This window comes from Rhizobium mayense, from assembly GCF_030272705.1.
Taxonomy (GTDB): domain Bacteria; phylum Pseudomonadota; class Alphaproteobacteria; order Rhizobiales; family Rhizobiaceae; genus Rhizobium; species Rhizobium mayense.
On record NZ_JARFYM010000015.1, the window covers coordinates 97,206 to 113,806 of the forward strand.

The window sequence follows — 16,601 nt, forward strand, 5'->3', positions numbered from 1 at the left end:
GCCGTCGCAAAAATCAAGCACCGGAAGGCATGCCATGAGCAGGACGATCGTGCGGCGTAAGCCTGCGACAGCAGAATGCGGCAGTAAAGCAGGCGAGGGCCTTGCCCGTCGGCTCATGTGTTTTGCCCATCAGTCGCTGGCACTTACGCTGAGCGGCCTGCTGATATTCCAGCCGATGGTCGCCAATGCCCAGTCGATTTCGGCCAGCACGACGGCACCTGTTGCCAACCAGCCGAGCGTGGGTGCGGCTCCGAACGGCGCGCCGCTCATCGATATCGTCACGCCGAATGCGGCTGGGCTGTCGCACAACAAATACGACAATTTCAGTGTCGGAACTCAGGGCGCCATCCTCAACAATTTCAAGGGCGAGGTCGGCATTTCGAACCTCGGCGGCGCAACACCGGGCAATCCCAACATCAATGCCTCGAATCCGGCCTCCGTCATCCTCAACGAGGTCACCAGCGGCAACCGCTCGGCGCTCAACGGTCCGACGGAAGTGTTCGGTACAAAAGCCGACGTCATAATAGCAAATCCTAACGGAATCACATGCAATGGCTGCGGCTTCATCAACACGCCGCATGCCACCTTGACGACCGGCGTGCCCAATATCGGCGCCGACGGAAGCTTGAGCGGTTTCACCGTCAATGGCGGCGACGTCACCTTCGAGGGCACGGGCGGCTACTTCGCTGCCGGTCCGGGCGCGGTCGACCTCTTCGATGTCGTCTCCCGCAATATTCACGTCAACGGCCCGGTCTACGGCAAGACGCTGCGCCTGACGGCTGGCGCCAGCAACTACAACTACGCCACCGGCCAGGCGACGGCGCTGACGGCCACCTCCGGCACGCCGGAATACGCCATCGACGGGACCGCGCTCGGCGCCATGCAGGCGGACCGCATCAAGATGGTCGTCACCGCGAAGGGCGCCGGCGTCAACATGAGCGGCGACATGGCCGCCAACGCTGGAGACCTCACGCTGTCGGCGGACGGCAAGATCTCGATCGGCAATGCGTCGGCGAGGCAGGGCGTGTCCATTACCTCGAAGTCCAAGGTCTCGGCGGCCAAGGTGACCTCGAAGGCGAAGGTCGCCATTCAGGCCGATCAGGGCATCACCTTGCAATCGGTCGCCGCCGACGACGATATCGCCCTGTCGAGCGGCACAGGCCTGTTGAGCGTGACCGGTGACGTCAACAGCGCCACCAATGTCGTGATGATGTCGGCAGGCGGCATCTCCGGCGCGAATGTGACTGCCGGTGGAGCAACGACGCTGTCGGCATCGGCCGGCAACGTCAGCCTCACGGGAGCCGCCAACAGCAAAAACGCGCTGTCGATCACCGCAGCCTCCGGCGCGATCTCGGCCGCATCGCTGTTGACCTACGACAACATAGGCCTCAATGCCGGTCTCGATATCACCATTGCCGGCACTGTGTTCGCGCAAGGCAAGATTGCCGCCACCGGCCGTTCGATCTCAACCGGCGCCACCGTCTCCGGCCTCGACATCGCCGCCACCCAGGCGGATGTCAGCGGCAAAACCATGCTCACCAGCAGCGCCGATCTGCAACTGACGGCGACGGGCGGTACCGTCAATGCCGCAAGCCTGCTGTCTTCAGGCAATATCGCGGTCAATGCGACGTCGCTGACGGCCCAGACCATCTCAGGTCAGAGTGCCATCAAAATCAATGCCACCGGCGCGACGGCCGCAAACGGTCTCGTGAATGTCAGCGGCCAGATCCTGGGCGGCAGTGATATCGCCATCTCCGGGGCCAGCATTCAGGCGACGACAATCGCCTCCGGCGTCGATTTTACCGCCACGGATGCGGCGGGCGGCAATATCGCTCTCGGGACCGTCGGCACGCTCGATCTGACCGTCGCCGGCGCGATCGACGTCGATACACTGCTGTCGGCCGGCGATCTCACCGCTCAGGCCAACCTGCTGCAGGCCAACAATCTCACCAGCCACTGCAATGTCGACATCGATGGCGGCGTTGATGTCACCAGCCAACTGCTCTCCGCCGGCGCTATTACCATCAATGGCAACGCAAATGGCGTCAGCGCCGATCTTCTAGCCTCCGGTGTCGACTTTGCCGCGACCAAGGCGGCCGGCACTATCGTGCTGAGGCAGGGCAGCGATCTGAGGATCGACGACAGTGCCGGCGCCATCCAGGCCGGGACGATCCTGGCAGCCGGCGCCATCAATGCCGTCGGCCAGACGGTTGCCGCCGACACGATCACCGGCCACAAGGACATCACGCTCGCCGGCGCTACCGGCACGACGACGGGCAGCGGTCGCGTTGACATCAGCGGACAGATCCTTGGTGGAGGCAATGTCAGCATTTCCGGTTCGAGCATTGCGGCCGATGCTATTGTCTCCGGCGTCGATATCGCCGCTACCGATGCAGCCGGCGGCACGATTGTTCTGGGCGCGACGGCAGCCGAAACCGGCAATCTGACACTTGCAGCCTCCGGCGCACTCAGCGCCGGAACGCTGCTGTCCGCGGGCGATCTGACTGCCGACGGCACGACCATCACGTCCGACAATATCTCGGCCCACGGCGACATGACCCTCGGTGGCGCCATCACGGTTACCGACCAAATCCTCGGCTCCGGTAAGGTGCATATCACCGGCCAGAGGCTTTCCGCGCAGACTCTGGTCGCCGGCATCGACTTCGATGCCACCAATGCTGCCGGTGGGACTATCGTTCTCGGCCAGGCCGGAGATTTGACGGTCGCTGTCAGCGGCGCCGTTGCTGCGCCGACCATACAGGCCGCCGGCAATCTTGATGCGCGCGGCGCCAGCATTACCGCGGATGCGATTTCGGGCCACAAGGACATTAGCCTTTCCGGCGCAGCCGGCACGACGCCCGCGAGCGGTGGCGTGGACGTTAGTGGTCAGGTCCTTGGTGGCAACGACGTCACCATCTCAGGCTCCAGCATCAAGGCCGGCGCCATCGTCTCCAGTGTCGATTTCGCCGGAACGGCTGCCGCCAATGGCGCCATCGTCCAGACGACAAGCGGCGATCTAACACTTGCCTCGACCGGGATGGTTGACGCGGGAACACTCCAATCGGCAGGCGCACTTTCGGCGACGGGCGCCACCGTCACCGCAGATTCCGTCACGGCCCACGGCGACATGACGCTCGGGGGCGCCATTAGCGTAAGCGGACAGATTCTCGGTTCGGGCAACGTGCTGATCACCGGCCAGAGCTTGTCGGCGCAGACCCTGGTAGCCGGCATCGATTTTGATGCCACCAAGGCTGCCGGTGGCAATATCGTCCTTGGCCAGGCCGGCGACCTCACCGTCTCGGACAGCGGCGCGGTGGCGGCCTCGACGATACAGGCGGCCGGCGTCATCGATATCAGCGGCGCCACTGTCACAGCCGACGCGATCACCGGGCATAAGGACATCAGCCTTTCCGGCGCAACCAAGGTTAGTGGTCAAATCCTTGGTGGCGGCGACGTCAACATCTCTGGCTCCGGCATCAAGGCGGGCACCATCGTCTCCGGAGTCGACTTCGCGGCGACGTCCGCTAGCAGCGGCAACATCGTGCTTGCCGGCAGTGGCGACCTGACGCTGGCTTCGACCGGCAACATAAACGCCGGCACGCTGCTGTCGGCCGGCGATCTCAGCGCTGCCGGTGTCACCGTCACCGCCGGTGCGGTCACGGCGCATGGTGATGTCACACTTGGCGGCGCGATCAGCGTCAGCGGTCAGATTCTCGGCTCCGGTAATATATCGATCACCGGCCAAAGCCTGTCGGCCGAAACCGTCATCGCCGGTATCGACTTCAATGCGACAGACGCTGCTGATGGCAATATTGCGCTCGGCGGGACAGGTGACCTGACCGTCTCGGTCAGCGGCACGGCTGCGGCGTCGACCATACAGGCGGCGGGCGCTATCGACGTCAATGCGGCGGCCATCAGTGCCGATGCCATCACCGGCCGCAAAGGCATCGACCTTTCCGGTACGACAGCCGGAGGCGGTCGCGTGGATGTCAATGGTCAGGTCCTCGGCGGCGGCAACATCGACATCTCCGGTTCCAGCATCAATGCCGGCACGGTAGTCTCCGGCATTGACTTCGCTGCGACCGCCGCCGCCAACGGCAATATCGTCTTGGCCCGCAGCGGCGATCTGAGCCTCGTCTCGAACGGCAACATCACTGCCGACACGCTGCTGTCGGCAGGAGATCTCAGCGCCAGCGGAACAGCCATCACCGCGGACAGCCTCACAGCCCATGGCGATGTCACGCTTTCCGGTCCAGCCAGCACGACCACCGCAGGCGGTCGCATGGACGTAAGCGGTCAGATTCTCGCCTCCGGCAATGTGCTGATCAGTGGCCAGAGCCTTTTCGCCCAGACAGTCGTTGCCGGTATCGACTTCGCCGCCACCGATGCCGCGGGCGGCAACATCGTCCTTGGCCGGGCCGGCGACCTGATGGTATCGGTCAGCGGCGGCATCGCAGCGTCCACAATCCAAGCCGCCGGCGCGATCGGTGCGAGCGGCACCACCATCAGCGCGGATGCCGTCACCGGCCATAAGAACATTAGCCTTTCCGGCGCGACCACGATTGGTGGTCAAGTCCTCGGTGGCGGTGAGGTCAGCATCTCAGGTTCCAGCATCAAGGCGGGCACCATCGTCTCCGGCGTCGACTTTGCTGCGACGTCCAGAGGCGGCCGCAACATCGTGCTTGCCGGCAGTGGCGATCTGACGCTTGCTTCGACCGGCGCCATCGGCGCTGCCACGCTGCTGTCGGCCGGCGATCTCAGCGCTGCCGGCTCAACCATCGTCGCCAATGCCGTCACGGCGCATGGCGATGTGACGCTCGACGGCGCTACCAGCGTCAGCAGCCAGATTCTCGGTGCCGGGAATGTGCTGATCACCGGCGAGAGTCTGTCAACGCAGACTCTCGTCGCCGGCATCGACTTCGACGCTACCAATGCCTCCGGCGGCAATATTGTGCTTGGTCAGACCGGCGATTTGACGGTTTCGGTCAACGCGGCGGTGGCGGCTTCGACGTTGCAAGCCGCCGGCGTCATTAATGCGAGCGGCGCTACGATTACCGCCGACGCGATCACCGCCCACAAGGATATCACGCTCGCTGGCGCGACCGGCGCGACGACCGCAAGCCGTCGCGTGGACGTTAGTGGCCAAGTCCTTGGCGGCAACGACATCAGCATCGCCGGTTCCAGCATCAAGGCTGGTGCCATCGTCTCCGGCGTCGATTTCGCTAGGACGGCGGCCGCCCATGGTGCCATCGTCCAGACGGCAAGCGGCGATCTGACGCTGAGTTCGACCGGGGATGTCGATATCGGCACGTTGCTGGCGGCCGGCGCCCTCAATGCCAGCGGCACGACCGTCACGGCTGATTCCGTCACGGCCCACGGTGACATGATGCTCGGGGGCGCCATCAGCGTAAGCGGACAGATTCTCGGTTCCGGAGACGTGTCGATCACCGGCCAGAGCCTGTCAGCGCAAACCCTTGTCGCTGGCCTGGACTTTGATGCCACCGATGCCGCTGGCGGCAATATCGTCCTCGGTCAGGCCGGCGACCTCACCGTCTCAGACAGTGGCGCGGTTGCGGCCTCGACGATACAGGCGGCCGGCATCATCGATGCAAGGGGCGACACTGTCACAGCCGACGCGATCACCGGGCATATGGACATCAGCCTTTCCGGCGCGACCAAGGTTAACGATCAGGTCCTCGGTAGCGGCGACGTCAACATTTCTGGCTCCGGCATCAAGGCGGGCACCATCGTCTCCGGAGTCGACTTCGCGGCGACGTCCGCTAGCAGCGGCAACATCGTGCTTGCCGGCAGCGGCGATCTAACGCTTGCTTCGATCGGCAATGTCGACGCCGGCACGCTGCTGTCGGCCGGCGATCTCAGCGCTGCCGGCTCAACCATCGTCGCCAATGCCGTCACGGCGCATGGTGACGTGACGCTCGCGGGCGCTACCAGCATTACCGGCCAGATCCTTGGTGCCGGCAATATATCGATCACCGGCCAGAGCCTTTCGGCCCAAACCCTCGTCGCCGGCATCGACTTCGACGCCACCAATGCCTCTGGCGGTAACATCGTGCTCGGTCAGACCGGTGATTTGACCGTCAATGTCAGTGGCGGCGCTGCGGCTTCGACCATACAGGCTGCTGGTGCGATCGACATCAGCGGAGCGACGCTCGCAGCCGATGCGATTACCGGTCATAAGGACATCACGCTTGCCGGTGCTACCGGCACGACGACCGGAAGCGGTCGTGTCGATATCAACGGTCAGGTCCTCGGCGGCGGCAACGTCGGTATCTCCGGTTCCAGCATCACTGCCGGCGCCATCGTCTCCGGCGTCGATTTTGCGGCGACCGCCGGCGCCAACGGCAATATCGTGCTTGCCAACAGCGGTGACCTGACGCTGACCTCGGTCGGCAATATCAACACTGGTACGCTGCTATCGGCCGGCGATTTGAGTGCGACCGGCTCGACCGTCACTGCCGATGCCGTTACGGCGCATGGTGATGTGACACTCGGGGGGGCTATCAGCGTCCACAGCCAGATTCTCGGCGCCGGTAACGTGCTGATCAGCGGCCAGAGCCTTTCAGCCCAGACCGTCGTCGCCGGCATCGACTTCGGCGCCACGAACGCCTCAGGCGGCGACATCCTGCTTGGACCGACGGGCGACCTGACGGTCATGGTCGGCGGCAACGCCGCGGCATCGACCATGCAGGCCGCCGGCGCCATCGATGTCAGCGCGGCCACGGTGACTGCCGACGCGATCACCGGTCATAAGGACATCACCCTTTCCGGTGCTACCATCGTCAGTGGTCAGGTCCTGGGCGGAAGCGGTGTCAGCATCTCCGGCCCGAGCATCACCGCCGGCGCTATCGTCTCCGGTGTCGATTTTGCTAGAACGGCGACCACCGGCGGCATCGTCCAGACCGCCAGCGGCGACGTGTTGCTCACGTCGACGGGCGATCTCACCATCGGCACGCTGTTGTCCGCCGGCGATTTCACCGCACAAGCGATCGACCTGGCGGCCGGCAGCATTACCAGCCACGGTGCGGTCGATCTGAAGGCCAACGGCACCACCAGCGCAAACGGTCGCGTCGATGTCAGCGGTCAGGTGCTGTCGGCCAGCAACCTCTCGATCGACGGCGGCAGCCTCAATGCCGGCCTTCTCGTTTCCGGCGTCGATTTTGCCGCAACCAATGCTACCGGCGGCAATATCGCCCTGGCGCCCTCCGGCGATCTGAACCTTACCCTCTCCGGCAATGTCACGGCCGGCACCATCCTTTCCGCCGGTGACTTTACGGCGACGGCGGCCGATCTTCAGGCCGGTAGCGTCACCAGCCACGGTAAGGTCGGCATTACTGGCGATGTCGATGTCACCAGCCAGATCCTGGCCGCCGGTGATCTCACTCTTAACGGCGGCGGCATCAGTGCGCCGGTGCTGATCTCCGGCATCGACTTTGCCGCAACCACGGCGACCGGTGGCAATATCGTGTTGGGGCAGTCCGGCGCCATGAACCTCACCGCGTCAGGCGATATCGTCTCGCAAACCATGCTGTCGGCAGGCGACTTCACCGCGCAGGCGAGCGATCTTCAGGCCGACAGCATCACCAGTCATGGCAAGGTCGCGATTACCGCAAGCGGCAACGCAGGGATTGGCGGCAATGTCGACGTCGCGAACCAGGTGCTTGCCGCCGGCAACCTCACCATCAGCGGCGGCGGCATAAGTGCGCCCACGCTGATCTCAGGCATCGATTTTGCCGCGACCAACACCGCCGGCGGCAATATCGTGCTCGGATCGTCCGGCTCGATGAACCTCATCGCCTCCGCCGGTATCGCAACATCGACCGTGCTGTCGGCCGGCACGATCGACGCCAGTGCGGCCACCATCACAGCCGGAGCGGTCACCGCACACGGAGATGTCACCCTTGCAGGCAGCAACAGCGTTAATGTCACGGGCCAGCTCCTCGCAGCCGACGACGTCGCGCTCTCCGGCCAGACCGTTCAGGTCGGCCAGGCCGTCACCGGCGTCGACTTTGCCGCCACCGCGCGATCATCAAACGGCGCCATTGCTCTTGGATCGGGTGGAGATCTCGACATCGTTGCGGCCAGTGCCGCAGCCGGCACGCTGATTGTCGCTGGTAGTCTCGACGTCACGGCGAGCGCGTTTACGGGCGGCAACGTCACAAGCCATGGCGCCGTTGCGATCGGTTTGTCCACCAATCCTGGCGCCGTTGCGATCAACGGCCAGCTTCTCGGCGCCAGCTATGTCTCGATCACAGGATCTGGTATCAGCGGCAATGTCATCGTTGCCGGCGTCGATTTTGCCGCCACCAGCCAATCGGCGGGCGGCAATATCGTTCTCGGTCAGGTAGGCGATCTGACGCTGAAGGCCACGTCCGGCAACATCTCTACCAATAGCCTGATCGCTGCCGGCAGCATCAATGCCAATGCGGCGAACAATGTCAGCGCCAACACCGTCGCCCATGGCGACCTCTCAGTGAATGCCGGCAACGCGATCACGCTTAGCGGCCAATCGCTTACCGCTCGCAACGTCAATCTTGCTGCCCGGTCGATCACGATCAACACCCTGGTATCGGGCGTCGACTTTGCCGCCACGGGTGCGGCGCCCGGCGGCAGCCTGATGCTGCAGCGCGGCGGCGCGATGACGCTTGCCGCCTCCAGCGGCAGCATCAATGCCAACGTGCTGCTCTCCGGCGGCAGTCTTGCCGCCACGGCAACGCAGAACATCGGCTATGCCAGCCTGCAGAGCCTCGGCAATGCCACGCTAACCGCGCCCGGCACTATCAGCTATACCAGCACCACCCGCGTCGGCGGCAATCTCACCCTCAACACCGGGGCTATCGACCTATCCGGCAGCAGGGGTAGCGCGATAGCCGGTGCCGGCACATTGATCGTCAACGCTTCCTCCGCCAACCTTGCCGGCAGCAATCTCGTCTTCGGTGGCCTGGCGCTCAATCTCTCCGGCGGCGCCGATCTTTCCAATGCGCAGATCAGCACTGTGACCAATGCCGGCGGCTCTGGCGACATCGCCATTTCCGCCGCGGGCCTCGCCACGACCGCCGGCACTTCGCTGCTTGCCGCGCACGACCTGACGCTCAATCTGCCGTCGCTTGCCAACACCGGTCAGCTTGCGGCCGGCAACAATCTCGCCTTCAACGTCGCCGGCGATTTCTACAACAGCCCTTCCGGCCTCGTCTTTGCCGGCAACAACGCCAACCTCTTCGTCGGGGGTGTGCTGACCAACGACCAGGGCGCCCTCCTTTCCGGCAACGGCCTTGCCATTGCAGGGCCGGGTGGCGGTCAGCGCAATGGTGCCGTCGTCAACTACGCCGGGCTCATCCAGTCCGGCGGCAGCATGTCGATCCTGACCAATGGTCTGACCAACACCACGACCTCCGGACCGACGATCCAGCGCAATGTTCAAATCTCCAACACCATCCTCAGCGCCTACGATCTCATCACCAGGACGTATGGCTGTGAAACACGTTGCGGCAGTGGTTCAGGCGACCACGAAGAGACCTACGGCTGGACGCAGACCGTCGATCATCTGGTCAACCAGATCGTCACTGAGGATCAACTGATCAGTGGTGCCGGCGCTTCGGCCAAGATCCGCGCCGGCAGCGACCTGACCATCAATGCGATCAATCTGACCAACGCCTATAGCTCGATCAAGTCCGACGGCAACATGCTGCTCACCGTCGCTGGCACGCTGACCAATGACGGTGCCACGCTGAACCGTACGACACAAACAGTCTGCGACAGCTCTACACCATGCCAATATTACCCGGATGTGGTCTCCTCCGACACCACCGCCGGCGGTCCGGATTGCAGTGGCCCCAACCGTCCTTGCCTCGGTGGCAACGATCCGTCACTCACCTATTCGAATAATCCCAACGGCCAGCGCGACGCTTCGAGGGATCTCGCCGCCGGCACGACGGTGACCATCCAGGCGATCGGCGCCGTCTCGGGTGTCATCCAGGCGCGGGGCGCACTGGCCATCAATGGCGGTGGTGCGGTCAACAACGTCGCCGCCAATGGCTCGATCGCCGGGCAGGTTGCAATCGATGCTCCGGCGACAGCGAGCAATCCACTCGGCGCCTTGAGCAGCATGACGGCCGGCGGCGCCTTGTTCAACGTCAACGCCGCGCTTGCGAGCGTCGCCGCCAACGGCGGTGCTAGTGTGGGCAGCGGCCCGTCGCTTGGCGGTAGCAGTTCGACGATCGGCAGCGGTCCGGCCATCAGCGGCAACAATCTGACGGCCGGCGCCGCCTCGATCAGCGGCGGCAGCCTGACGGCGAATGCCAGCGCTTCGGTGAGCGTCAACGGCGTGACGGCTGCTGGCGGCGGCTCGATCAACGGCGGCAGCCTGACGGCGAGCAGCAGCGTTTCGGTCAGCGGCAATGGCGTGACGGCTGCTGGCGGCGCCTCGATCAGCGGCGGCAGCTTGACGGCGAACGGTGGCGCCTCGGTGAGCAGCAATAGCGTTGCGGCAGTCAGCGGACCTTCGATCAATTCCAATAGCTTGACGACCGGCGGCGCCGCGATCAATCCCAATAGCCTGATGGGCAAGCTGACCGCCGCCGTCGGCAACACCGGCAATCTTGCCCAGGTGCTGCAGGTGAACGGTGCTCAGCTCGCCTCGCTTTCCAAGCCGCAATCCGGCGGCGTCGGCGGCACGGTGCCGGGCCAGGTCTTCCTGTTCGAAACGCGGGCAGCCTTCCTCGACGTGTCGAAGTTCTATGGCTCGGCCTATTTCATCGACCGGATCGGCTATACGCCGGAGACGCAGGTCCCCTTCCTCGGCGACGCCTATTTCGACAACCAGCTCGTCGACGAGCAGATGCGGCAACTGGTCGGCGACGGCCTTGGCGCCGGCTCCTTCATCCCCGGCGACAATGCCACCGATCAGATGAAGACGCTGCTCGACAATGGTGTTATCTACGCCGAGGCCAACGGCCTTGCTCTCGGTCAGGCGCTCACGCCCGAGCAGGCGGCGTCGCTCACCCAGTCGATCGTGGTTTACCAGGCCGAGGTCGTCGACGGCGCGCAGGTGCTGGTGCCGGTCGTCTATCTCTCGGCGGCCGATCGCGCCAAGGTCAATAGCGCCGGCGCCGTCATCGCCGGCAACACGGTCAGCATCGATGCCGGCTCCGTCGACAATTCCGGCGCCATCGCCGCCGCTGACGGCATGACCATCAATGCCACCGACATCAAGGCCAATGGCGGCGCCTTCCTTGCCGGCGGCAACATGAGCCTCAATGCCACAAACGGCATCACGCTCGCCGCCCAGACGATGAACATTGGCGGCGAGACCGTCGTTGCCGCCAATGGCGGGGTCACCGCCGGCGGCAATCTGAAGATGGATGCTGGCGCAGGCAGCCTGACGCTTTCCGGCACCAAGGTGGCGGCGGGCGGCTCGGCCGAGCTTTCCGGCCAAAACGTCACGCTCGGCGCCGTCAAGCAGGACGATGGCGGCACGCAGGCCCTCATCGGCACCACGGTGACGACGGGCGGCAATCTTTCCATTGCCGGCACGAGTGGCGTCAACATCATCGCAAGCTCCGCCAAGGTCGGCGGCGACCTCTCCGTCCTCTCCTCCAGCGGTTCGGTCAACATCATCTCCGCCGGTGTCGAGAACACCGTCCTCAATCAGGACCGGCTGAGCCTTGCCCAAGGCGGCACCATCACCACGACCACCAGCCAGATCCAGCAGGGCTCGTCGCTGATCGCCGGCGGCGGCATGCTGGTGTCCGGCAATCAGGGCGTGCTGATTGCCGGCTCGACGCTTGCGGCCGGCGGCAATCTCGGCATCGTCTCGACCAACGGCAATATCGCGATCACGGCCGCGCAAGATCAGACCACCAGCCAGGCGAAGACGATCGCCGGTGCGGCCACCGGCTACCAGGGCGGCAGCTCATCCTCGACCTCGGTCACCAGCAACGGCTCGTCGATCACCTCCGCCAATGGCGGAGTGACGGTCGAGGCCGACAACGGCAATCTCAGCGTCATCGGCTCCGATATCGCCGCCAAGGGCGGCACCGCGACCGTCATCGCCAAGGGTGACATCACCATCGGCGAGGCGACCGACAGCGCGTCCTCCTCCAGCCAATCCGGCTCGAAGAAGGCGAGTGATGCGACGACAACGGCCGAGGGCTCGTCGATCTCGGGCCAGACCGGCGTCAACATCGCCTCCACCGGCGGCAACGTCACCATCTCGGCCTCCGACGTCACCGCCGGCGATGCGGCCCACACGGCCGATGCCAACATCCAGGCGGCCGGCAACATTATCGTCGCTTCCGGCAAGGACACGGACGAGGCTACCTCCGACAGCAAGTCGAGCGGCTTCCTCTCCTCGTCGAAGACCCACACCCACAGCTACGACGAAGACACCGTCGGCTCCTCCATCTCCGCATCCGGCAACGTCAGCGCCAATGCCGGCAACGAGACCGTCATCTCCGGTTCCAACGTGACCGCCGGCAACAATCTCAGCCTCTCCGGCTCGACCGTCACCGTCATGGCGGCCGAGGAAGAGCACGAGAGCGACAAACAGACCAAGAAGTCCGGCATTGGTGTGGGGTCTGGCGGCGGGTTTATTTCGATCTATGGATCGAAGGATTCGAAGAACAGCCAGAGCGAGACCGATAGTATCGGCTCGACGCTCTCATCCGGCGGCGCGACGACGATCACGTCGACGCAGGGCGACGTCAACATCTTCGGCTCCTCATCGCATTCCGGCGACGGCACGGTCATCTCGTCGGCGCGCGACGTCAACATCGCGCCGGGAGCGGAGGAACAATCGTCCTCATCCGACACGAAGCGTTCCGGTTTTGGGATCAATTTCTCAAGCGGTAACGGCAGCGTCTCGGTCGGCATCGGTGTCGGCACCTCGGAAGAGAAGCGTTCGAAGGACGCCAATATCAATGCGGTCAGTTCGCTCGACAGCGACGGCGGCATCACCATAGCCGCCAACCGCAACATCAACGATCAGTCCGGCCAAATCGCAGCGAACGGCGCGGTCGATCTGATCGCCGGCGACAGCGTCAACATGCTCGCGAGCAATGACGTCACCAATGCCTCGGAGATGCAGAAGAAAAGCTTTTCCGGCGTTAGCATCACGGTATCGTCGCAACTGATCAGTGCGGCTCAGTCCGGGGCGCAGGCGGCCAGCCTGCTTTCGGGCGATAACAGCGTCTACGGCATTGCCCCGGCTGTGCTGGCCAGCGTCAATGGCTACAATGCGATATCCCAGACGATGGCTGCCATCAACGCCAAGCCGGACCCGGACACCGGTCTGCGCCCCGCCGTCGCGTCGATCTCGCTAACTGCCGGCTACAGCTTTAGCGAAAGCTCCTCGGAATCGACGACCTCTATTCCAGTTCCGCCCACAATCCGCGGCAGTTCAGTCACCATTGTGGCCGAGTCCGGCGACGTCGTCGGCCGTGGCGTCCAGATCAGCGCGGGCATCGGCGAAGACGGCCAGGCTACGACCGCGTCTGACGATCCCAACAACGGCAATGTGCTGATCTCAGCGGCTGGCAATGTCGATCTCGAAAGCGTGCAGGCGACCAGCGACAGCAAGAGCAGCAGCAAGGCCGGTGGTGTGAGCATTGGTGTTGCGGCCGGGATTGACGCCGGCGGCAACATCTTGGGCGGTGGCCCAACCGCCAACGCAAGCTACAGCTCCGGCAAGGAGACCGGCAACTCGGTCACCCAGGTCAATTCGAATGTGTCCGGCACGAACACGGTCACCGTCGTTTCCGGCGACACGCTGACGCTGGCGGGCGGCGTGCTCTCCGGCAACACGGTCAATGCCAGCGCCGCCAGCGGCATCGTCATCGAGAGCCGCCAGGACATCGCATCTTATGACGAGAAAACGCATAGTGCCCAACTCGGCATCAGTTCGGGTGGCATCAGCGGCGGCTATAACCAGGGCACCATTACCGGCGATTATGCCAACGTATCGCAGCAGAGCGGCATTTTCGCCGGTTCCGGCGGCTATCACGTCGGCACCGACGGCACGATCGAACTTGTCGGCGGTTTCATCGGCTCGAGCGCCGATCTGACGAACAACGATCTGACCGCAAACCAGATCCTTTATTCCAACATCGAAAACTCGATGTCGGCCTCATCAAGCAGCTACGGCTTCAGCCTGATCGGTGCCGGCATTCCCGTCCCGGTGGTCGGCCAGCCGGCGAAGCAGGACGATCACGGCGAGACGTTCGCGACGATTACGCCGGGCAACTGGAATCTGACAAATCAGCAGCAGGATCTTGCCAGTCTCAACGCGGATGCCTCCAAGGCGAGCGACACTGTCGACGCCTTCGATATCGACAAGCTGAAAGCCCAGCAGGAGAGCGCTGCGGCGCTGTCGCAGCTCGCCAATATGGCGATCGGTTCACTTGCCAACCAAATGCACTGGGACGAAGGCACTCCCGCGAAAATTGCCTTGCACGCCGCCGCCGCCGCCCTGGTTGCTCAGCTGGCCGGTGGCGATCCGGGCCAGGCTGTAGCGGCTGCCGCCGCGGAAGAACTGATTAATGGCTTCTTGACGAATATGCTGAAGGCGGACCCCACGCTAACGGCGGTGGAGCGTATCGCCATCCAGCAATGGGCAGCCGCATTTATAGGAGCCGCGATTGGTGGAAACGGCGGTGCGGCCGCGGCAATCGATACCTTCAAATATAATTTCCTGACACACGAGCAGCTACAGGAAGCAAAGGATATCGCCGCAGCCATCGACAAGTGCGAAGCAGCCCTTGACAGCAAAGGATGCAGTCAACAGGACATCAATCAGCTGTATCTTCAGAAGTCCTATTATCTGACGTTATCGCAGAACAACACGAAAAACCTCATAGCGGATTGCGCGGGAAGCACCGCCTCCACGGCGTGCCAGGAAGGCATCAGGGAACTTCGCGATTTCCTCAAAGCAGTTTCAGACGATGATCTAGCCGGCTTACCAACGCAGGAACGAGCGGGCGCGTTTGCGGTGACGCAATCCATATTCGTGTATGACCGCATCCTGGGCGATCATCTGCAGGGCGTTCTTGATGGTACTGCCACCCCGGATCAGGCCCTTGCTGACGCGCTATCAGAAATGTCTAAGCTCCAAGGTGGAGTTGCAGCCTTCCTGGATGCGGCAGGCGTGGTCGGTGGGGGCGCAGCTTGCGCCGGTTCTGGTGGCGTCGTCTGCGCGCTTGGTATTCTTGGTGCAGCTGGCGCGGCCAATCACCTTTACGGTGATGCAAAACAGGCAATCACCGGCGAGGCGGCCAAGTCGATCCTCGAACTGGCCTTGGAAAACCGGGGCTATACGGCGGCAGATGCGGCGAAGTATCAAGCTTACGTCGACGCCGGGATTCTGATCGTGACCGCCGGGACGGTGGGTGGTCAGACCGTCTACAGCTTCGCCGTCGACGCTACCAAGCTCGGCGGCGCGAACAGCGCTTCGCGTCTCCTCCAGGGCGTCGTCGCCGATGCCGATGCCGGGGCTTCTCAGATCAACGACGTCGCCCTGGAACTGAAGGGCGTAAGCTGCTCGGGCGGGAGCTGCACTGTCGGCTGCTCCTTTGATGGTTCGACCCTGGTCAAGACGGTCGACGGCTTTACTGCCATCCGCGATATACAACCGGGCAGAACGAAGGTCTGGTCCCGCGATGATCAGGGGAACGAGGGCTATAAACTTGTCCTGCATCAGTTCCTCAATAGGCATGCGGAAACCGTCTATGTAACCTTGCAATCAGAAAAAGGCGGGCATCAACAGACAATCACGACAACGCTCACGCATCCGTTCTTTGCGGTGGTGCCCGAGCCGAGCATACTGCCGGAGGGACGCCAATATAGGGGCCCGATCACCCATGGAGCGTGGGTCGCTGCACGCGACCTCGAGCCTGGCCAGAAATTGCTGGGGGCGGATGGAAGCTGGACCGACGTCGTTGGTGTTCGTATCGCGGCCAAGCCGCTAGACGCCTACAATTTGACGGTCGCCGGCTTCCACACCTATTTTGTCAAACAGGCAGGCAACGACGCCGCTGAGCCGGTGTGGGTCCACAATACCTGTACATACACGCCAACAATCAGCGGCGACCTTCTGAGCTCAAATAACGCAAAATATACGACGGTTGGACAGACGAGCAATGGAAATCCGGTTTACTACAGCAATGGGAATTATTTCGAATTCAACGGAACCGCCGTTACACGAATTGATCCACAAAAGCAGGGGATTGTCTTCCAGAACCAAGTTCTTCAGTCCGCCGGAATTCCAGAAAATAAAGTCAAGATCCCGGGTGCTCTGAGCGATGGGTCAGTACAGAACGTTATTCCTGACGCCATTGTCGCAACGGGCACAGGAACTCCGCTGGACGGCGTAACTGAGGCCAAATTCTATAATGCGACGACGGTAAGGGAAACCAACCAACTGACTGCTCAAATGAGTTTCGCGACGACTGAGGAATTGCCCTATAATCTGGTTGTCGGGCCTAAAACAGTGGTTGATACGACGCTCCAACAAACAATAAACGAACTGCCGCATGGCGGAAATATCTATCGATTCGACCCTGCAACAGGAATCATGACGCGGTATTGAGGCA

Annotated in this window: 1 protein-coding gene; it reads left to right on the top strand. The window is 63.2% G+C overall.

The features are described from left to right. Positions 1 to 34 precede the first annotated feature (34 nt). Positions 35 to 16,597 (top strand): two-partner secretion domain-containing protein, encoded by a 16,563-nt coding sequence (locus tag PY649_RS18955; RefSeq protein ID WP_285870155.1) that lies wholly within the window; start codon positions 35 to 37, stop codon positions 16,595 to 16,597. Positions 16,598 to 16,601: the final 4 nt, after the last annotated feature.